This is a genomic window from Paenibacillus sp. T2-29 (assembly GCF_052921365.1).
Genome location: NZ_JBREVE010000013.1, coordinates 23,916 through 43,378, shown reverse-complemented (window position 1 = coordinate 43,378; position 19,463 = coordinate 23,916). Strand labels below are relative to the sequence as shown.

Here is a 19,463-nt window from a genome sequence, read left to right as displayed (position 1 = left end):
TCTCTGTACAGCGGGTAATTGAACCTTTGATCCTTGGTCTACACTATTCCTATGTATTACAATTTTCACCACTTTACACGAAACGCAGATTCGAGTCAAGGAGATAATTGTCTATCTGGGCTCATCCAGGGACATGAACGATATTTAGATTTTAGGATAATCAAATTCCGTTCATTACCATATTGCAAAATGAGCGGCCAGATTTTAGGACGGATACGCCTGCGAAAACCCAGAACAAAGCGGACAAACCGAGGTGAAATATCCCAAATACGAACGGCTTCCCGCTCTATTCCTGTGGGTAACTCCTTGGAAAATAAAAAACGGTTAAGCGAACGTGTGATAACACCTGATATTGCCTCAATCGTGCTGACATCCATCACGATGATTGTGTCGGAACGCTGGAGTCGCTCGGTAAAATAACGCTCATGATAATTCCCTTCGATAATCCATTTTTCCCTTTGCAGGACTTCTCCCAGCTGTTTGTGAAATTGCTTGTCCGTACTCCGCTTCCACTCTGGCCCCCAATACAAATCATCCAACGAGGTATACGGCAAATGAGTCCACATCGATAGACGTTTGGCCAAAAAAGTCTTGCCGCTCCCCGGTGAGCCGATTACGATAATACGCTTAGCATGCTGCACAGCTAGAAGATCGTCACTTTGTCCTGCACGTAAGGTCGAAATGAAATAGATCAGTCGATATAGTAAACCTACTGCCAATGCCCCTCCCTTTAAAAGCAAATAAAGTAGGAACAGCGGCAGAAAAACAATAGCGTATTTCACACTGTCCATCAGACATCCTGCTCCTTTTATAAATTCAATAATTGAGACCATTACGTCCGTGAAGCTCCAAATACACGCTGCTGTAGGTTAGTATTCTCTTCTTTACTTATGTATTTTTCTTTTTAAAATACACACCCTTAAAAAAAACAAAATTTTGCGAATGTGTGCCATACAGCTCCTGGAATCTAGAATGAAGTTTATTCATAGAAATGGTGTCTGAGACTGTCCGATCCGTTTGTATGGTTAAATCGACACAACTGATTCCAAACTGGCACACTTGCTCCATAGGATAACCTTGGGTAATTCCATAAATCATCCCGGCAATAAAAGCGTCGTCTGCGCCTGTGACATCAATGACCTGTTGAACTGGGTGTATAGGGATTTGTCCATAAGTTCCATCTTGAGAAGCAAACAACACACGCTCAGCACCGCAGATAATAATGACATTTTGAACCCCAAGTTTGTGAAAAACTCGAGCTGCGTCCAATATCTGCTGATCATCTTTAAGTTCAAGTCCCAAATAAGCTTCAGCCTCTTCCGGTTGGCATACCAGCCATTCCACCCCATGCAAATTTCGTGGAAGCTTTCTCATCTTGGAAGCTGACACCGAAGAAACGACAAGCGGAACCTGATGTTCCAGACAGACATGTATGGTGGCCGCTATTACGTTCATAGAAAAATTAGTGTCCAGCAGAACGAGTCGAGACGAGGAAATTAAAGGAATATTTTCAAAAATTACGGAAGGGCGAATCTGATCATAAATCTCCATTTCTGCTGTCGCTACAATCATTTCACCATCCTCGTTCAGCAAGGCAGTATAGACACCGGTTGACGATTCACCTTTGACTTGGAGAGGAATCACGTGCATGTAACGGCTGGACTGTTCGATGATAAATTCACCTTCAGCATCGTCCCCAACTGCGGTCAGCAGGCTGACCCGTCGACTCAACCTCCCTAAATTTTCAGCCACATTCCGTGCTACCCCACCGCAAGATTGCAGACTAGTGCTGCTCGGGTTGGAGGTGTGAAGCTGAAATGTACCTTTAATCATGATTTTACGATCCAGATTGGCCCCTCCGATACACAGAATTTGTTCACTAGAGGGCCAAGGCTCGTCCTGCTCATTTTTGTGAATTTTTTTTAATTTCATCATTTGACTCCTTTCTCGACTCTATTCGCTAGAATGATTTAAATTTGTGCAGAAATAGGCACTCTATAAACCTAACATGTTCCAAATGTCAAATTCCCAAGAATCATGTCGAGTCCGTTAAAAATATCATAAAGTTACACATACAAAAAAATCACCTTATCGTAAAAACATCCTCCACTTTACAATAAGGTGACTAGAGCTGAACGTACAGCTTAGATCCTTCCTAACATCCTGTTATTTTATAATGAATAGTGCAGCTCCATGAGGGGGTAAATCTGCAGACAGTTCCTGCACTATATCACCTAAATCCACATGGTTCCATAAATCTCTGGCACTTGCCTGCCCTTCAATTCCAAGCTCCTGTAAGGACACACGGACTGTGGAAGCTTCATCTCCAGCATTAAATAAAGCCGCATATACGTGACCTTCCTCGTTGTGAGAAGTCCAAACGATATGTTCATCCTTTCTGTAGACCTGTCGCGCATTCACACCGTTGTGATGAACATCGAGCACTTCTTTGTTCGTCAGCAATGAAAGTGTCCATTCGTCATTATCACGCAGTTCTCCCCCAAACATCAGTGGAGACCGGAAAATGCTCCATAAAGTCATCATTGTCAGCTGCTCATCCTTCGTAAAGCGTGTCCATCGATCATGACTGCCGGAATCTACTGAATCTACCGAACGAATACCCAGATGGCCCAGTGGCAACATGTCGCAATCCGGCCAGTGACCTGGACCTACATGTTCCGCCCATTTCTCGCAGCGCTCAAACATACCATACAGTAAAGGCCATACATCCCAGAAGTCATCAGTCATACGCCACATATTCGCGTTTGCGATTAAATCAGATGCATGCTCCAGCGGTGCGGGACCAGGCGATAGACTCAACACCATCGGACGTCCGCACTGGGCGATAGCCCGCTTAATCAATTCAATTTCCGCCAAATGAATACCATAGAGACGTGATGCAGCAATGTCATCTACTTTGACAAAATCCACACCCCATTCCGCATACAGGTCAAATAACGAATTATAATACTCCTGTGCGCCTTCCTTGGAAGCATCTACCCCATACATATCTGTGTTCCAAGGACAAATAGAGTTAGGATGTGCAATTTGTCTGGCTGTAGCTGTAGTTCCTAAAATCGGAGTATCCTGATGAACCGCCTGGCGGGAGATGCCTCTCATAATATGTATCCCAAATTTTAATCCCAGACCGTGTACATATTCCGCAAGAGCTTGGAAGCCGCGTCCATCTGCTGCCGAAGGAAAACGATTCACCGCTGGAATCAGACGTGAATATGAATCCATTTCCAATGGGACAAACGGGCGATACTGTGAAGATACTGCTCCTGACTCATACCACTGAATATCCACCACAACATATTCCCAACCATATTCCTTCAGGTGCTCCGCCATATATTGAGCATTTCCTCGCACTTCCTCTTCCCGTACTGCTGCACCGTAGCAATCCCAGCTATTCCACCCCATAGGTGGTGTATGCGCTGTCAAATGATGTTTCATTGAATTCATCCTTTCATCTGCTAGACCTCAACCTGTTACTGTAAATCTCATCAACCCCACAATACCATTATAATGTAACCCCTTACTTTTGTCGCTCGTCATCTTTTCCGTTTCCACTTTTTATACATTTATGTTGACTAACTTAAAGAATGTGGTACATTTAAACTTGCTTGTTAAAAAACTTTGACTTGAATCAGAGGGTGATTTTACATGTGTGAACATGCTTATCGAATTTTGTTGTTTTACAAATATGTCAATATTGAAGATCCTGCCACCTTTACGGCAGAGCATCTGGCTTACTGCAAAGAGCTGGGCGTCAAGGGAAGAATCTTGATTGCTGAGGAAGGAATCAACGGAACACTGTCCGGTACAGTAGAGCAAACGGAGCAGTATATCCGTGATTTGCGCGCTAATCCGAAATTTCACGATATCGTTATTAAAATAGATGAGTCTGACGGTCATGCGTTCAAGAAAATATTTGTACGCCATCGTCAGGAGCTGGTTACGCTACGTCATGAGGACGAGCTGGACCCTAATGTAATTAGCGGCAAGCGTCTATCACCAAAGGAGTTTTATGAACAGCTCCAAAATGAAGATGTCGTGGTTCTGGACGGACGTAACGACTACGAATATGACATCGGTCATTTCCGCGGAGCTATTCGCCCCGAAGTTGAATCGTTCCGTGAATTTCCACAATGGATTCGCGATAATATGACTGGGTTCAAGGATAAAAAAATCCTGACATACTGTACCGGGGGTATTCGTTGCGAAAAGCTGTCTGGTCTGCTGATTAAAGAAGGCTTTAACGATGTAGCTCAGTTGGATGGCGGCATTGTGACTTACAGCAAGGACCCAGAAGTACAAGGACGTTTGTTTGACGGTAAGTGCTATGTATTTGACGAACGAATTTCGGTTCGAATCAACCATACAGATGAAGACGTTGTTGTTGGTAATTGCTACCACTGTGAAACAACAAACGATCATTATATTAACTGCCCCGTGTGCAATCTCCAACATATCGTGTGTCCAGATTGCGAAGAACAGCATCAACACTATTGCTCTGACGATTGCCGAACTAAAGCGGAAACTATGGCTTCTGCATAAACCTTCAGAATACTCGGTTTCATATAAAAGGGATGTTCTTATTAGCCGTTTAACATGGCTGTGGACATCCCTTTTGTTATTTTCAGAATAAGTGATCTAAGCTTCATAGCATATACCTATAACCTTAATTGTTTATCCATCTTGGACGGGTTCGAAAGTAGCGCCTTATAATGGAAAATGTCATTACAGAAAGGATGAGTGGAATTCATGGTTCAAATCGTACTTTCAACTCTTTTATCCGTTATCGTTCCGCTGTCCATTCCGGTGATTGCCGGATTTTTACTCGGCAAATTCATGAAGCTGGAAACAAAACCACTCTCGACTCTGTACTTATATTTTTTAAGTCCCGCCATGATTCTGGACACACTGCTCAAGGCACAGCTTTCCTGGCATGATGTGGCACTGACAGCCGCTTTTTCATTACTGAACCTGCTGCTTTTGTGGGGAATTGCACAATTAGCGGGGAAAATCTTCAGGCTGAGCCCCCCGGAAACGGCGGGACTCACCTTAATCTCCACACTGACTAATAGTGCAAATTATGGGTTGCCGCTTATTTTACTTGCTTTTGGACAGCTTGGCCTGGATAAAGCCTCCGTATATGTCGTCATCCAGATGATTATGGTCAATACCATTGGTGTATACTTTGCAGCCCGCTCTGAATTTTCTGTTCAAAGTGCCGTGAAGTCAGTATTTTCTCTCCCTGCGATCTATGCGGCTCTTCTCGCACTGGGACTTCGAGCATTGGATTGGCATCTACCCTCTGGCATTCAATCAGGTGTCTCGATGATTGCAGCCGCCTATTCTCCGGTCGTGCTGGCGATTCTCGGTACCCAGATGGCTTATGTAAAAATATTCAGGCTGGAGCCATCTATTAAAAAAGCCAGCTACGCAGGACTGATAATTCGACTTCTGCTCTCCCCGCTTGCGGCTTGTCTTGCCATGCTGATACTGGGAATTTCAGGACTTTTGTTCTCCGTTCTCTTCATTCTGGCCTCGATGCCAGTGGCTGTGAATGCAGTCATTTTAGCCGAAAAATTTAATGCATCGCCAAAACTGGTTTCTACCTGCATCTTGTGGAGCACGCTTGCCTCATTCCTGATTTTGCCCATTCTGATTATGCTGGTAGCAGGTTAGACAGACAAAAGGCTCTCTATACCATAGAGAGCCATGCACGATCCTGTCTCCAGTCTACTTGCACAGGTGTTTCAAAAAAAGCACTGAGCGTTTCACTACTCAGGATATCTGTCGTTTTACCTTTGGCAAACACCGTACCCCGGCGAATCAGAATCGTATGTGTGTACATGGGTAGAATTTCTTCGATATGGTGTGTAACATACAATAAATTTGGAGCACCCGGCGTCTCGGACAGCTGACGAACGCTATCCAGTAATGCTTCTCTAGAAAAAAAATCCAACCCATTACACGCCTCGTCCAAAATCAGCAGCTTGGGCGAGGCCATTAACGCGCGAGCAATAAGCACTTTTTGCTTTTCTCCCTGTGAGCATCCCTGATACAACCGATCCACGAGATGAGCACAGCCCAGTTGGGTCATAAGCTGAACAGCCTGTTTATCATCTGTATCCGTCGTCTGATCATACAGTCCAATGGAAGCAAATTTGCCGCTGATGACAACATCCTGCGTGCGCTGGCTTCCATTAATTCTTTCCTGTAAAGAGGAACTGACCCAACCAATAGATTTGCGTAATTCCCTCAAATCTACATCCCCAAAAGTATGGCCCAATACACCGACACTACCTGTGGTTGGCCATATGTAACCATTAATCATATTGAGCATCGTTGTTTTGCCTGATCCATTCAAGCCGAGTACAGCCCAGTGCTCTCCCTCAGCTACCTGCCAATTGATTTGATCCAGTATGGTACGGTTATCTCTCTTCCAGCTTACATTGTTAAGTTCAATGACAGAATTCATGGCTGCACATCCCTTCTATTCATCGTATCATCAGATGTTTATAAGCATAATAAAATATAACTTTTACTACATTAATCTTCACTTTCGTATAAGAATAGCACAGGGTTGCAGGTTGTTCAATTTTAAATTCACTCTTCTACAAAAGTAATATAAACAGAATCAAGTTCAATAGCCCGCTTAGGCTAACTGGAATAAGGTAGCCTAAGCGGGCATTTTAGTTGCTTTATGATTTAAGATTTAAGAATTAAGATTTAAGATTTAAGATTTAAGATTTAAGATTTTGGGGCGATGAAGACTGATTTATGAGGCAGTTATGCGCTATTTCCCGAGGCAGGCTCAGATTTATTGCCAATACATCAACAGGGTTGCCAGCCATCCACTCACTCAAATCAATGGCCTCGTAATGACCACTCCGTCCAAATAATATTGCCATTCATCCGCATTGGGATGCCTGTGCATTTCTCGCAATCCGCCTGGCTCTAATTCAATCACAGATCCTGCCATCGTCGAAGAAATAGGGAAATCTTCTACTGTAACAGTCCGCTGAGTCCCTCCACCCGGTGCCAATCTGGGCTGTTTGGCCATTAAAGGATAGCGGTGTTTAGTAATTAGATCGGAAGAAGCGCGCGGATATGCATCATAAGATGCGATAGATGGGACAGGTCTTTTTGCAAAATAAGCTTCCTTCTTTGGCAAAAGAGCCAGCTCGTCGGCTGCAAGTCCGAGATTTTGCATGACAACATCCGCGGGAGTCTGAGCGATAAAATCAGTAATGCTGAGCGTATGGTCCTCCGAAAAATCACCATTATCGAAAATCAGGATAAAATGACACTCTCCAGGACCAAGACCTTGAATGGAGTGACCATAACCACGGGGGAAATACCATACATCACCGGGGTTAAAAATATCGACATAGGAAATACCGTGAATGTCCGAGTCACCACCTCGCGGTTAGGATTAGGATAAACAGGCAAGAAAAAAAAGGATGAATCATAAACAATTCATTCTTTTTTTGATTTAGGTTCTTTATTTGTATGATCAACTTTATTTGTAACTTTATTCGCATTTTTATCTTTATTCTTGTTGTTATTCTTCTTATCCTTGCTTGGGACTGTAACCTTCTTTTTTTCATTAGCCAGTCGCCAATAGCTTATTACTTTTCGGTACATAGACTTATCTGTCAATTGGTTAAATATATATGGGTCTGGCTTCGTGTTCACCTCAATGATCCACGGGATAAAGCGATGATCCAATCCAATGTCCACACCAATTTGCCGGAATTTCGGATATGTTTTTTGTAGTTGTGTGGCGATGGTAATCCCTAGTTCATTGAGCTTCTTGACCAGCTCAGCCTGCTTACTTTGCGATAAATGGGATTTCAATAGTTGTTCTAAGGCCATCGGCTTACCACCACTATGATAATTGGTCACGATTTTACGGGGATGACCCAAGCGTCCAATAATTCCGGTAGATTCCCATGACCCTTTTGCATTACGCTGCACCATGATCCGGATATCAAAATAACGATTTTGATGGCGCAGTAAATGGATTCCCTTTTGAATGAGATAACTTTTTTTCCCCGTGTGTTTCGATAAGCTGGTGATTAGTGCATCCAAATGTTTAAATTCCAGACGCTTTTCCTCATATTGGTAGGCAAAACGCTGACCTGCCTCTTGTTCGACTTTCATCACACCTTTGCCAAAGGTACCTCGCTCAGGCTTTACATAGACCATACCATATTTTTCGAGCATTGATTTTACATTTGCTTTGCTGTATTTACGAGTTTCAGGTACAAAAGGCTTGATGCTGCCATGCTGGAGCAGCAATTGGGTTTTATGCCATTTGCTGCGCAACGCCTGCGCTTGTGAAGAATTCACTTGCCCCTCTCCTCTCTACTCTCAGGGTAGAACGCTCCTGTTAAAAAAGATCAATCTATCGTATGCGCCAAATCCCCATTCGAAGCTCCATTCGCCCTCTTCTACATAGAATTAGACAGTTGGCCTTGCCCGGTCGAAAGCGCCTGTCCAGGCATACAATAATATAAGGTACCGGTAGCGTATATTTACACGTATAGGGAGTGAATAACATGTCTGCGCAATCCGATGAGCCACAAAAGGGTTCCCTCTCAATCGATGTTCTGATCCCCGCAATTGAAAAAGATCTGGCGACACTACCACTAGTAATTGACAGTCTGCGCCGTCACGTGCAGCACCGAATTGCAACCATTTATATCGTTTCACCGCAAAGCACCAAACTTCGCCGTCTATGTGCCAACAAGAAGTGTACATTTATAGACGAAAAAACGGTGTTGCCCATCACTAAAAAGCATATTCGTTACGGAACAACGCGCTGGGATCGATCAGGCTGGCTGTATCAGCAATTGCTCAAAATGAATGGCGACAAAATCAGTAAATCGTCTTTTTTTCTCGTCATAGACGCGGACACCATTTTGATTCGTCCACATACGTTCCGTAAAGACGGGAAAACAATTTTTTACTATCGCAGCTGGAGTCAACCTGAGTACTTTCGCACTTACCGTAAGCTGATGGGTGCTAAAGCTCCCTCACCAAAGTCCTTTGTCACTCACTATATGCTTTTTGAAAAAACACGGCTCGCCCAGCTCAAGCAAGTTATTGAGACCAGACATGGGGAACCTTGGTACAACGCCATTATTCAAAGTATAGATCGGAGAAAACAGTTTGGATTTTCCGAATATGAAACGTATGCCAACTATCTATACAGCAATCAGCCCTCTCGGATGATTTTGCGCAAGTCATTGAATAAAGCGCTTCATAGTCGTGCTTCTTCGCTGTCACCAAAACAATTGGATCTCTACGCTCAAAGCTACCGCTCCTTATCTTTTCATCAACGCAAAGTATACCAGCTAGCTCCAAAAACAAAGATTCCATCTGTATTGAAATAAGTTCCTAAAATAGAAAATCCCGCAATTGTTGATGCAATCCAAATGGATCTGCATTGAAGGAGGAAACGTCCGTGCGCATCGTATTGTTATGCGGTGGTGCCGGAAAACGGCTGTGGCCATTGTCCAACGATATTCGGTCAAAGCTGTTTCTCCGGTTGTTACCCGCTCCTGATGGGCAGCAGGAATCTATGCTTGGCCGGGTGTATCGTCAGCTTACCTTAGCCGGGCTAGATTCCTCTGCCCTGCTTCTGGCTCATCGGAGTCAGGTAAATCTAGCATTTCGCCATACTGAAGGTCGTCTGCCCGTTCTTGGCGAGCCTGCCAAACGGGGAACCTTCACAGCTGCCGCACTCGCTGCTGCTTATTTTCACACAAGAGGCATGGGGCTGGATGAAGTTCTCTGTATTGCTCCAGCAGATATGTTCGCAGGCGACGACTTCTTCCACAGCATAGCAGCGCTCTCCGGTCTATTGCTCGAGAGCGGAGCCGATCTGGCTATGCTTGGGACAAGGCCTACCCATGCCTCCGACCAATATGGATATATTGTTCCAGATCTGCAAATGAGGCAGGAAGGGAAATCGGCTTATGCACAAGTTGCTCGCTTCACTGAAAAGCCGGCTCTCTCTAGGGCGCAGCAGCTTATTAACCAAGGCGCGCTGTGGAACTGCGGTATTTACGCTTTTACGTTACGGTATATGCTGTCCTGCATGGAGCAAATTCAATTGCCGCTGAACGATGAAGAACTGTACACAATATATGATAGCCTCCCGGTTCGCAGTTTCGATGAGGAGATTGCGGAGCGTACTGAACGGGCCGTTGTCCTGCCTTACGAGGGCGAATGGCACGACATCGGCAACTGGCAGGCCTTAACAGAGCAGCTAGGAAGCCGAGTGATCGGACGTGGACAAATCAGTGGTCAGACTCACGGTACACACATCGTGAATGAGCTGCCCTATCCACTTCATGTCATTGGCGTGGAGGATATTATTGCTGCTGCAAGCCCTGACGGTATTCTCATTGCGTCCAAAAGCCATGCTCACGCGATCAAGGAGCAGCTAGGCAACCTCCAACTTCACCCCATGCATGGTGAAACCTCTTGGGGCAGTTACCGGGTGCTGGACGAGTTTGATCACCGAAGTCCGAACGACATCTTAGCCATACGACTGACGGTGTTGCCAGATCATCGCTTGAATGGACGTATTCACGGCAGCGGACTTAAAGTATGGACGATCGTGTCCGGCCGGGGAGAGATTATGCTGAACGGAGAACGCTTTGCTGCGGCAAGCGGCTCTGTATTTAGCATCCCAGTGGATACGTATCACACGATTCGAGCAGATCTGGATACCGCACTGGAACTGATCGAGGTGCGCCTGGGTCACAGTTTGGTGAGCGCCTTCTATAAATCCGATTCCTGACAACACAGAATTATAGCATCTAAACAGATAGGATTTCTGCATGAAGATCACACATCAAAAAAATCGCTTCTTGAGCAAGGTGAGTAAAATCCTTTGCTCATGAAGCGATTTTTTTTAATATTACATCTCATAAGGAAACCGTTCTAACCTTGCCAGATAAATAAACCTTGTTGGCCTTAATCATCCCGGCTTCTCTTAAAAAGTGCTGCATAATCTTCATCTGATAGTGTATGCGTTCCTTCTCGGGCAGGCTCCACCCCGTTTCCACGGTTACTGCACGTGCCCCTAAAATACGGGCGGCAGCGGTACGAGAGGAACCTGGGAGCTCATGCAACCGCATGTTGAAATGGCGGCCTTTCACCTTGATCGAGCGATTCATTCGCTTAATAATCCGGCGCGTCGTGGGAATTACCGGGTTGCCCTTATTGGAGATCAGCGTTTGACCAAGCACTCTGGCATCCTTTTGTGATAATCCATTCGCCTCATGCAAGTCGAGATACCATTCAGGGTGATGCTTTTGTGTTAGTTTAAATAGAGCAGCGGAAAGTGGTTGTGTTGCCGCCTGCTTTTTCTGGCGCGGAAAGGTTCGATTCAGATCAGGTTTTCCTCTGATCCGCTTGCGGTAAGCCTCTTGATTCACAATTGGCACAATAATAAGTTTGCCATGGCTGAATCTCAGTTTTTGCTCATTCAAAAGCTTTACCAGTTTCTCAGCCGCACGTATACTTGCTATTTCATTACCATGTATGCCTGCAACCACCATCGCACACGGGCCTTTCTGTCCCTCTATGGCTACATAATAAGGAGTCGCCCAAGAAGAGCCCTTTCCAAGCATATATCGTTTGACCTGCATCCTCTTCACCTCCGTATAGGCTTTCGGTGTCCTCTCTTCTGTTCTCGCCGACGGATGATTTCACGGTATAGTCTCAAATAGTTGCTGGTCATCTGTTTGTTGGTAAATCTTTGGTTAACATACAATCGAAGCTGCGCGGGTGACGGGTAATTTTTTTGCTGTGCCTTACGTGCCATTTGGCCAACTGATTTGCAAATCAACTGTGGAAAGCCTGATAGCACCTCGGGAACGGAGCCATTTTTTAGTGCCAGCACCGGTGTTCCACAAGCCATGGCTTCTACCATTACGAGTCCGAACGGCTCTTCCCACAGTGATGGAAACAACAGACACTCTGCATGTTTCAGCAGCTTCTGTTTCCGATCACCCCCAACTGGTCCCACATAACGTATATTCGGATTGCGCTGAATTCGCTTTTGAATCTCTCGGCGAAAAAATACAGGGGCTTTGATAGGACCCGCAATAAGCAGTCTTTTTCCTGTTCGCTCTGCAACCTGAATGGCCTGCAGTACACCTTTATCCGGTATGATTCTGCCCATAAACAGCAAGTAGCCGCGCTTCTCACTGCTGAACTCGTATTCATGGGTGTTGATGCCGTTATAGATATAAAATCCTTTGCCCCCGCCCATCAGTTGGCGTGCTCTTTTACTGACATATACGGGGTTTTTACCGTGCCTCTTCACTGGTAGATGAACGGTACACAATGATGAGCAAGGCAGCTTCCTACGCGCCACCGCAGAACGAAAGGTATGGTCATGAATGATATGTGTACCGGAAGGCATATGCCGAAGTACATATTGGGGGATCTGACTATGTTTCAAACCCTTGGGATAAGTAATCAATCGCGCGCTGCTCCTGCTCCCACGGGCGGCAAAAAGAGATACATGATGCCCTCGTCTCACTAATTCCTCTGTTAATTCATGCACAACCTTTTCCGTTCCGCCCTTGATGGAGGGTACAGGCTGTGCATCGGGATAGTTGGATATGACCTGCACAATGGTTAAAGGTCGGTTTTTGAGTGCTTTACTCTGCCTTGAAGCCATATGAATTCCCCTTCCTGACCGGAGATACGGTGTAATCTTTACGATGTCAACGGGAATCTGAGCATACTCCCGTACAGGTTATAAATTGTAGTATATAGGTATGTATATTTTGCATGATTGCTTGTGCCAATCGTCTGCAAGTCGCTTTTTGTCATACGAGCCTAGCCATAAGGGGGGCTTATTTAATTTGTCAAGTCAAAGTTAAGGAGAAAATTCTCATCGTTTTCTAATAAAGCAGGGCAAAACGTTGGGGTAACAGGATTGTAACCACGAGTGGTAAATTCCGGATATTTTATTTGTGTTATTGTCATTTCAGGACATCAACACAATACGAATAACGGAGGAAATTATATATGAAACGTACTTCTAAAAAATTGTGGATGGGTATTTGCTTTACGATGACTTTGGCACTGAGCGCTGGGAGCTTCGTCGTTGGACCAGACACCACTCATGCCGCTTCGACAAGTAAAGCTGATCGGATTATTTCAAAAGGATCCCAGTATATGGGCGTCCGTTATGAACATGGAGCTCCAGCAGGCAGTACAAGCTCTTTTGATTGCTCTTCGTTCACTCAGTATGTTTTTGCACAAAATGGAATCAAGCTTCCACGTTCGTCCAAACAGCAGTCAACTGTAGGCACTTATGTACCGCGTAGTCAGCTTAAAAAAGGCGATTTGGTCTTTTTCTATGCCCCAATTCATCATGTAGCCATTTACATGGGAGACGGGAAAATACTGCACACGTATGGTAAAGGTGGCGTAACGGTTACAAAACTGAATTCGGGATGGTGGAACTCCCATTACACAACAGCACGTCGTGTCCTTTAGGATCATTTTGGATGATTCCCATCCACCGAATGCTTAACTTACAATTAACATTAAAAAGGCTGTTCCTCTGAGTAGAGATGTCTACTGGAGGGACAGCCTTTTCTGTTGTTTTTGAGGCAGCGTAACGATGACCTCCGTCCCTTCTCCTTCTACGCTTTCCATGCGTATCGTACCCTGGTGAGCATCTGTTATTGTCTTAGCAATCGGCAACCCCAGTCCGGTTCCTCCGGTTTTACGATGTCTGGAGCTGTCTACCCGATAAAATCGTTCAAAGACACGCTTGATCTCGCCCTCAGGAATGCCAATTCCGTAATCCTTAACCCGAAGGTGGACATCTTTTTCATCTGTAGATATCCATATTTCGATTTCATCCGAGCTATACTTTAAGGCATTATCCAGCAGGATGACTAGTAACTGCTTGATTTTTGCAAGATTAGCATCCAGCCAAATTTCCTTTTCTTCTGTAAAAATAGAAATTTGACGTTCATGTACAGGCTTGAGATGTGCTACTACCTGTTGACAACAACCAACCAGCTCTACCGGCTCATACGGTTCGGGGGCTTGCTGCTGCGAGGAGGCCAATGTCAGTAATTGCTGCGTCATCGTACGCATTCGCTGAGTTTCTTCATAGATCGATTCAATCGATTCCTTACGTATGTCCTCGTCACGCGTACCCCACCGCCGCAACATGTTGGCATAGCCCTCAATAATCATCAATGTCGTATTCAGCTCATGTGAGGCATCGGAAACAAACTGCTGCTGTCTCTGAAAGCTTTCTTCCAATCTCTCCACCATTCGGTTAAAAGTTGCGGTCATTTGGGACAATTCATCTTGATTTTGGCTGCCGACAGGAATTTTTTTGAATTTCAAGCTTCTTTCGATTTCCTGCATTGTTTGAATACTACTGGCAATTGGCAGCAATATCGCATTCGCCAAAATCGTGCTACCCACCAGACTGAGCAACATAGCTCCTACAGTCGACGTGATAAGAATTGTATTTAAGATATCGAGATTGTTTTCGAGCGCATCCCATTTTTCTACAATCTCCAGTGTCCCCTTTTGACTACCTTCTGGGGAAAGCACCGGAAGGTGAATGATCAGAATTTTATGATTCTGTAGATCCGTCAGTTGAGAGCTCTGAGAAAGGTTAAAACGTATATCGTCTAGCTTAAAGCGCGACTGACGGCTTACTTCATACAGAAGGCGAGATTGCTGATCAAATACCCTCAGAATGGTATCCCCCGAAAGTTCATCTTTCAGCTTGGGCCCCCATGCATTTTTCAGAATCATCGTAGGTCCTGTTTCGGAAATAATTTCAGTCCACTTATTTTGTAACACTTCTCTTTCATTACGAGTAGCGATTTTGACAAATAATAGATGAACCGTGACATCCACAAACAGGAGAATCGTCATCACTAAAATAGAACTAAGCAGGGTAATTTGGGTCCGCAGCTTCAATGGTTTTCCTCCCGGATACAGTACCCAACGCCGCGCACGGTTTTAATCAGTTTCTTTTTGTATCCATGATCAATTTTTTTGCGAACATATCGGATATAAACATCTACCACATTCGTATCACCAACAAAATCAAATCCCCACACGTCCTGAATCATTTGGTCCCGATGCAATACCTGATTTTTGTGCTCCATCAGATAAAGAAGCAGATCAAATTCTTTGGGCGTAAGTTCGATACGTTTTCCTTCCCTCACCACAGATCGCGTCTTGGGTTCCAACACCAGGCTATCGACCTGAAGTTTGGATTGCTGCTTGTCCTCTTTTGGTGGAGCGGTAGCTGCCGGCTCCAATTGATTCCTCATACTAGCCCGCATCCGCGCTAATAACTCCTCAATTTCAAAAGGCTTTGTAATGTAATCATTAGCTCCTTCATCCAGACCTGAGACCTTGTCAGGAGTCGTGTTACGTGCAGTGACCATAATTATCGGGGTATGATGGTCCACTTTTCGAATCTGCTTCAGCACCTCAACTCCGTTTATCTCCGGCAGCATCACATCCAGGATAATAATATCCCATGTATGGGCTAATGCTTTTTCCAACCCTTCCCTTCCCGTTTGTGCGATTTCAACCACATATCCTTCATGGGATAACTCCAACTGAAGCAATCTGGATATCTTCTCTTCATCATCAATAACCAGCACCGACTTATCCATCGCAAAACCACCTATTTTCTATAGAAAAAACTAATAAGCAATGCACATAACATTCATTTTTTATTTGATTTTAAGCTTTTATCCGTATAGTCGCTCTATAATATAATTTTGTAATTCAATTTTTTGAGGTTAAGGAGTAATTTATTCATGTTAATTAATGTAGACTTTGCTTTGTTTCACTGGATCAATGAACTGGCTGATCACCTCGCCTTTTTGAATGGAACCATGCGCTTCTTGACGCAATATGCACCGTATTTATTCGGAGTGGCCTTACTGATGTACTGGTTCACCTTTAAAATGCCGCATCGGATGATGGTTTTAGAAGCCGTTATAACGGTTTGTATCGGTTTTATAATCAGTTGGGGGCTTGGACATTTGTTTTACAGAGACCGGCCTTTTGTTGGACATTCTGTCATTCAGCTTATTCACCATGATCCAAATGCTTCATTTCCGAGTAATCATGCACTTGGAGCTTTTGCTCTGGCTGCAATTCTATGGCTTCATCATCAAAAATATCGTGTTCTGTGGGTTATCTTGGCTGTGCTTATTGCAATATCCCGCGTATGGACCGGGGTGCATTATCCTTCAGATATTTTGGCAGGCGCACTTATTGGGGCAGGTTGCGCAGTTGGTGTTCATAAATTCATTCGCAGTCGGAAGTTTCCAGGCATCTTTATGCAGGCGGCTATTATTTTGTATGAAAAATGGGAGCAGAAGCTGGGACTTAAGCCTAGATCACAAACGAGAACTAAGATGACCGAATCCACTTCCTCTGTCCAAATCAAAAGCAGACGCTAATGCGTCTGCTTTTTTAACCTCTTCATCTATGCCACTCATTATGCAGTCGATTTGGTACGAAGGGATAGTATTCGTTCTTCATAACGTTGGTAGAACCAAATGCAAGCTGCCATCCAGCACCCACTCATGAAATAGCCACCCACAACATCACTTGGATAATGTACGCCCAAATAAATACGGCTTGCCCCGATCGTTAGGATTAGCAGGCTACTGAGCACAACAAGAAGGATACGCCCTCTTCTGGAAGGAACATGCTTCCACAATAAAAACGTCAGCGCCGCATACATGCTAAAAGCAGTCATAGAATGTCCGCTGGGAAAGCTGTATCCATTCGCTTCAATAATACGGTTAATTTCAGGTCTCGCACGCTGAAATAGCATTTTTAACACCATATTCAGCAGCACCGATCCCAGCACAGCAACCGCTAAAAAAAACAATTCTCGGCGGTGTCCTAATACGCTATATAGCACGAACATGGCAATTAAAATGATAATCACTACTGGAATCCCGCTGCCGATCATAGTGAAACATTTCATAAGACGTGTCATGGCAGGCGACTCCAGTTGCCCAATAGCTGTAATGATCTTGTGGTCAAAATGCCGTACTTGATGGTCGCTGACCCATAGTGCAATTAAGCCAAAACCGAGGGCACATACTATACATGTGAGCAGAGCCACGGAAATTGGCAGCTTTGTAGGTAGTTGCTTCATTTTTTAAAGGTCCTCCATAATCTTCATCCCCTGATCAAGCAAAATGTAGCATTCGTATCGTCTATGTATTTACTTTACCCACTTTTCTTGTATCATTTCATAAAAAGATTAGCTTTTAGAATAAAGCATGGTTAGCTTTTTGGCAAAAGAACGAGGAGTCATCCTGTGATATGAAATCAATTCTCCATTACAGATCACATGAAATACGCCATACGGTGTCGGGGACAGTTCCATCAATTGTGAACGATCTCGTATATCAATGATTTCAGGTTGTATCCCCACAGTCTCAGCTGCTTCAATCACATTGTGCGTGGCTATTTCCAGATAAGGGCATTGATGAGTTCGTAAAATGGTTAAGCCCTCACTAAAACGATCCAGGCGTAAAACCCAATTATCAGGAAAATAAGGGTCTGAATGCTCTTGATTAAGCTTGTAAATATACAACTGAAAAGAATATGGAGCATCCTCCACATGCCGAAATCCGTTTTTCAGAAAAATCTCGGGACCTGGTGCCCAGGAGGTATCTATGTTGGTAACAACTGCCACTCCCTTCTTCCCCAACGTAATAGCATCTTGAATGCAGCGTTGAATAAGCTGTGAACCTAGCCCCAAACCAGTTACAGCGATCCAGATGCAATGAATTACTAGATATCCATCCGCATGAACAGCTCTCCATGCTTGTTCACCCAATGCATACTCAATGAATCCTACTGGTTTATTGTCTTTTCTTAATTGTATGTAAGTCAAACCTTGAGTGAATTCTTTTTCTGTCCAATTCAGCTTTTGTACATATCCCGGTGCTTTTTGCATGCTTCTCATGCAAAAACAGCCGTCTTCTCTTATTTGATTTTCATACCATTCAGTGGTTGTTGTTGAATTTTCCATATAGTCTCTCCTAACTTTTAAGAATATTTATGATATAAGGATTTCATAATGATTACAAAACCGCAAGCAAAATAATAGTGAAAAAAGCTACAAAAAAAGGACACTATTTAAGCCTTATAGGCTCGAATAGTACCCTGTCATTACACATGAAACACTGCAAACGCAATTCTATGTCAAACAAATAGCATCTTCTTATTAAGTTGGCGTGACTTCACCAAGTTTAATCTTGTTCTCTGCTTCCTCGATTGGATAGCGTTTGCGGAACCACAACGATTGAAGCAGCAAAAAGGTGCCGCTTACGGTCCAATATAAAGGCATGGCCGCAGGAGCATTGAAGGAAAAGACCGCCATCATAATCGGTGAAAGATAACCCATGATAGCAAATTGCTTGCGCTGGTCAGCCGTCATCTGTAGCTGAGAAAGCTTGGCCTGTGCCAAGTATACAACTGCGACGACAATTGCCAGAATCCAGTCCGGCTGTCCAAGCCGGAACCATAAGAAGGAGTGAGACGCCAGCTCCGGCGTGAGTCGGATGGCAGTATACATCCCGCTTAAAATCGGTAGCTGAATGAGAATAGGCAGACAACCGATATTGAGTGGATTGAATTGATGCTCTTTGTATAGTGACATCATTTCCTGCTGCATACTTTGCTGACTGTTGGCGTCTTTCTTATTCTCATACTTCTTCTTAATTCGGTCCAAGTCGGGCTGCATAGCGCTCATCTTGCGCTTCATCCCCTGCTGGGCACGCGTTTGACGCATCATTAGCGGCAGTAAGGCCAGACGGACAATGAATGTCAAAGTCATGATCGCCAGCCCAAAGCTTCCACCAAACCATTGCGCCAAATGCTGAATCAGCCAAGAAAGTGGGAACACCACGTAATGATTAAAAAAACCAGGTGTCTGTGCATTAATCTCCGCAGCATTCGCACCACAACCAGACAACAGCATGACCACCGCCAACGCTACGATTAAACCCAATATCCGTTCTTGTTTACCCCAAAAAGTGAATCCCTTGAATCGTTTCATATGTTCCTCCTCGTTGATTGACTGTGCCATCATTCAACAAGGGGGAACAATCGGATGCATCTTCATCTGGCGCTTCTTTCCGCCGAATGTGACGTGCTAGCCGTACAGGCATGTCCTGTCCGCGGGCAGATATCGGCATCAGCGGAGAAGCATGCGAGCGAACGGGCCCGCCTTCGACCCAGCATTCAGCTACACTGCCATGCAAATGAGCAAGATACGTATAAGTCACTGTGCACAGCAAGCCGATCGTAAGCAAATAGGGGAGTAGGTCCTGAAGCTCAAACAAGGGATTCACCTCCTTCGGTATGTTGCTACAATTATAGCA

General features: G+C 44.5%; 20 protein-coding genes and 1 pseudogene. 6 read left to right on the top strand and 15 right to left on the bottom strand.

What is annotated here, in order from left to right:
• Positions 1 to 95: 95 nt before the first annotated feature.
• The 3 genes from ACU1JV_RS25015 to ACU1JV_RS25005 form a co-directional block, all read right to left on the bottom strand.
• Positions 96 to 791 (bottom strand): adenylate kinase, encoded by a 696-nt coding sequence (locus ACU1JV_RS25015; protein ID WP_165083659.1) that lies wholly within the window; start codon positions 789 to 791, stop codon positions 96 to 98.
• A gap of 97 nt (positions 792 to 888) precedes the next feature.
• Positions 889 to 1,932, bottom strand: a complete 1,044-nt coding sequence (locus ACU1JV_RS25010) for a carbohydrate kinase family protein (RefSeq protein ID WP_165083681.1) — start codon at positions 1,930 to 1,932, stop codon at positions 889 to 891.
• Positions 1,933 to 2,166: 234 nt separating this feature from the next.
• Positions 2,167 to 3,456 (bottom strand): glycoside hydrolase family 27 protein, encoded by a 1,290-nt coding sequence (locus ACU1JV_RS25005; protein ID WP_165083660.1) that lies wholly within the window; start codon positions 3,454 to 3,456, stop codon positions 2,167 to 2,169.
• 210 nt (positions 3,457 to 3,666) lie between these two features.
• On the opposite strand from ACU1JV_RS25005, the gene trhO reads away from it, so the two are divergent.
• Positions 3,667 to 4,560 (top strand): oxygen-dependent tRNA uridine(34) hydroxylase TrhO, encoded by an 894-nt coding sequence (gene trhO, locus ACU1JV_RS25000; RefSeq protein ID WP_165083661.1) that lies wholly within the window; start codon positions 3,667 to 3,669, stop codon positions 4,558 to 4,560.
• Between the two features lie 207 nt (positions 4,561 to 4,767).
• Positions 4,768 to 5,694, top strand: a complete 927-nt coding sequence (locus ACU1JV_RS24995) for an AEC family transporter (protein WP_129549220.1) — start codon at positions 4,768 to 4,770, stop codon at positions 5,692 to 5,694.
• Between the two features lie 16 nt (positions 5,695 to 5,710).
• Here ACU1JV_RS24995 and ACU1JV_RS24990 read toward each other — a convergent pair whose 3' ends face one another.
• The 4 genes and pseudogenes from ACU1JV_RS24990 to ACU1JV_RS24975 all read right to left on the bottom strand — a co-directional run bounded on the left by ACU1JV_RS24990 (position 5,711) and on the right by ACU1JV_RS24975 (position 8,367).
• Entirely contained in the window at positions 5,711 to 6,490 is a 780-nt protein-coding gene (locus tag ACU1JV_RS24990) for an ABC transporter ATP-binding protein (RefSeq protein WP_058711079.1), read from the bottom strand.
• Positions 6,491 to 6,874: 384 nt separating this feature from the next.
• Positions 6,875 to 7,225 carry a cupin domain-containing protein gene (locus tag ACU1JV_RS24985; protein ID WP_238791126.1) on the bottom strand — a complete coding sequence of 117 codons (351 nt, stop codon included), beginning with the start codon at positions 7,223 to 7,225 and terminating at the stop codon, positions 6,875 to 6,877.
• A 33-nt stretch (positions 7,226 to 7,258) separates the two neighbouring features.
• Positions 7,259 to 7,345 (bottom strand): annotated as a pseudogene (locus tag ACU1JV_RS24980) (hypothetical protein); the annotation flags it as partial.
• 146 nt (positions 7,346 to 7,491) lie between these two features.
• Positions 7,492 to 8,367, bottom strand: coding sequence for a YheC/YheD family protein (locus ACU1JV_RS24975; protein WP_413986095.1), 876 nt, complete (start codon positions 8,365 to 8,367; stop codon positions 7,492 to 7,494).
• Between the two features lie 209 nt (positions 8,368 to 8,576).
• Between ACU1JV_RS24975 and ACU1JV_RS24970 the strand changes: the two genes are divergently transcribed.
• Positions 8,577 to 9,413 carry a DUF6492 family protein gene (locus ACU1JV_RS24970; RefSeq protein ID WP_413986094.1) on the top strand — a complete coding sequence of 279 codons (837 nt, stop codon included), beginning with the start codon at positions 8,577 to 8,579 and terminating at the stop codon, positions 9,411 to 9,413.
• A gap of 71 nt (positions 9,414 to 9,484) precedes the next feature.
• Positions 9,485 to 10,828, top strand: a complete 1,344-nt coding sequence (locus tag ACU1JV_RS24965) for a sugar phosphate nucleotidyltransferase (protein ID WP_413986093.1) — start codon at positions 9,485 to 9,487, stop codon at positions 10,826 to 10,828.
• A 127-nt stretch (positions 10,829 to 10,955) separates the two neighbouring features.
• Here ACU1JV_RS24965 and ACU1JV_RS24960 read toward each other — a convergent pair whose 3' ends face one another.
• Both ACU1JV_RS24960 and ACU1JV_RS24955 read right to left on the bottom strand, forming a co-directional pair.
• The gene (locus tag ACU1JV_RS24960) at positions 10,956 to 11,681 is read right to left on the bottom strand and encodes a succinylglutamate desuccinylase/aspartoacylase family protein (RefSeq protein WP_025677872.1); all 726 of its coding nucleotides are present in this window, start codon (positions 11,679 to 11,681) and stop codon (positions 10,956 to 10,958) included.
• Positions 11,682 to 11,686: 5 nt separating this feature from the next.
• Positions 11,687 to 12,721: a glycosyltransferase family 4 protein gene (locus ACU1JV_RS24955; protein ID WP_064963653.1), complete on the bottom strand. Its 1,035-nt coding sequence runs from the start codon at positions 12,719 to 12,721 to the stop codon at positions 11,687 to 11,689.
• Positions 12,722 to 13,074: 353 nt separating this feature from the next.
• Between ACU1JV_RS24955 and ACU1JV_RS24950 the strand changes: the two genes are divergently transcribed.
• Positions 13,075 to 13,548: a C40 family peptidase gene (locus ACU1JV_RS24950; protein WP_058711074.1), complete on the top strand. Its 474-nt coding sequence runs from the start codon at positions 13,075 to 13,077 to the stop codon at positions 13,546 to 13,548.
• Positions 13,549 to 13,629: 81 nt separating this feature from the next.
• Here the strand turns inward: ACU1JV_RS24950 and ACU1JV_RS24945 are convergent, their stop codons facing one another.
• Positions 13,630 to 15,006, bottom strand: coding sequence for a sensor histidine kinase (locus tag ACU1JV_RS24945; RefSeq protein ID WP_413986092.1), 1,377 nt, complete (start codon positions 15,004 to 15,006; stop codon positions 13,630 to 13,632).
• Positions 15,003 to 15,716 carry a response regulator transcription factor gene (locus ACU1JV_RS24940; protein WP_413986091.1) on the bottom strand — a complete coding sequence of 238 codons (714 nt, stop codon included), beginning with the start codon at positions 15,714 to 15,716 and terminating at the stop codon, positions 15,003 to 15,005. Before ACU1JV_RS24940 ends, ACU1JV_RS24945 begins: the two co-directional genes overlap by 4 nt.
• 147 nt (positions 15,717 to 15,863) lie before the next feature.
• On the opposite strand from ACU1JV_RS24940, the gene ACU1JV_RS24935 reads away from it, so the two are divergent.
• On the top strand, positions 15,864 to 16,514 hold the full coding sequence (locus ACU1JV_RS24935; RefSeq protein ID WP_413986090.1) for an undecaprenyl-diphosphatase: 651 nt from the start codon (positions 15,864 to 15,866) through the stop codon (positions 16,512 to 16,514).
• A gap of 38 nt (positions 16,515 to 16,552) precedes the next feature.
• Here the strand turns inward: ACU1JV_RS24935 and ACU1JV_RS24930 are convergent, their stop codons facing one another.
• The 4 genes from ACU1JV_RS24930 to ACU1JV_RS24915 form a co-directional block, all read right to left on the bottom strand.
• Positions 16,553 to 17,224, bottom strand: coding sequence for a phosphatase PAP2 family protein (locus ACU1JV_RS24930; protein ID WP_058712334.1), 672 nt, complete (start codon positions 17,222 to 17,224; stop codon positions 16,553 to 16,555).
• Between the two features lie 108 nt (positions 17,225 to 17,332).
• Entirely contained in the window at positions 17,333 to 18,109 is a 777-nt protein-coding gene (locus ACU1JV_RS24925) for a GNAT family N-acetyltransferase (protein WP_137078440.1), read from the bottom strand.
• A gap of 195 nt (positions 18,110 to 18,304) precedes the next feature.
• A complete protein-coding gene (yidC, locus tag ACU1JV_RS24920; RefSeq protein ID WP_040101411.1) occupies positions 18,305 to 19,138 on the bottom strand; it encodes a membrane protein insertase YidC in 834 nt (277 codons plus the stop codon).
• The gene (locus ACU1JV_RS24915; RefSeq protein ID WP_240664155.1) at positions 19,104 to 19,433 is read right to left on the bottom strand and encodes a hypothetical protein; all 330 of its coding nucleotides are present in this window, start codon (positions 19,431 to 19,433) and stop codon (positions 19,104 to 19,106) included. Before ACU1JV_RS24915 ends, yidC begins: the two co-directional genes overlap by 35 nt.
• Between the last annotated feature and the right edge of the window lie 30 nt (positions 19,434 to 19,463).

Coding starts and splice junctions, on each gene's coding strand:
- yidC (WP_040101411.1), bottom strand. CDS start 19,138: ATGAAACGATTCAAGGGATTCACTTTTTGGGGTAAACAAGAACGGATA.
- ACU1JV_RS24995 (WP_129549220.1), top strand. CDS start 4,768: ATGGTTCAAATCGTACTTTCAACTCTTTTATCCGTTATCGTTCCGCTG.
- ACU1JV_RS24970 (WP_413986094.1), top strand. CDS start 8,577: ATGTCTGCGCAATCCGATGAGCCACAAAAGGGTTCCCTCTCAATCGAT.
- ACU1JV_RS24955 (WP_064963653.1), bottom strand. CDS start 12,721: ATGGCTTCAAGGCAGAGTAAAGCACTCAAAAACCGACCTTTAACCATT.
- ACU1JV_RS24930 (WP_058712334.1), bottom strand. CDS start 17,224: ATGAAGCAACTACCTACAAAGCTGCCAATTTCCGTGGCTCTGCTCACA.
- ACU1JV_RS24940 (WP_413986091.1), bottom strand. CDS start 15,716: ATGGATAAGTCGGTGCTGGTTATTGATGATGAAGAGAAGATATCCAGA.
- ACU1JV_RS24925 (WP_137078440.1), bottom strand. CDS start 18,109: ATGGAAAATTCAACAACAACCACTGAATGGTATGAAAATCAAATAAGA.
- ACU1JV_RS24960 (WP_025677872.1), bottom strand. CDS start 11,681: ATGCAGGTCAAACGATATATGCTTGGAAAGGGCTCTTCTTGGGCGACT.
- ACU1JV_RS25015 (WP_165083659.1), bottom strand. CDS start 791: ATGGACAGTGTGAAATACGCTATTGTTTTTCTGCCGCTGTTCCTACTT.
- ACU1JV_RS25010 (WP_165083681.1), bottom strand. CDS start 1,932: ATGAAATTAAAAAAAATTCACAAAAATGAGCAGGACGAGCCTTGGCCC.
- ACU1JV_RS24985 (WP_238791126.1), bottom strand. CDS start 7,225: ATGCAAAATCTCGGACTTGCAGCCGACGAGCTGGCTCTTTTGCCAAAG.
- ACU1JV_RS24950 (WP_058711074.1), top strand. CDS start 13,075: ATGAAACGTACTTCTAAAAAATTGTGGATGGGTATTTGCTTTACGATG.
- ACU1JV_RS24935 (WP_413986090.1), top strand. CDS start 15,864: ATGTTAATTAATGTAGACTTTGCTTTGTTTCACTGGATCAATGAACTG.
- ACU1JV_RS25005 (WP_165083660.1), bottom strand. CDS start 3,456: ATGAAACATCATTTGACAGCGCATACACCACCTATGGGGTGGAATAGC.
- ACU1JV_RS24990 (WP_058711079.1), bottom strand. CDS start 6,490: ATGAATTCTGTCATTGAACTTAACAATGTAAGCTGGAAGAGAGATAAC.
- trhO (WP_165083661.1), top strand. CDS start 3,667: ATGTGTGAACATGCTTATCGAATTTTGTTGTTTTACAAATATGTCAAT.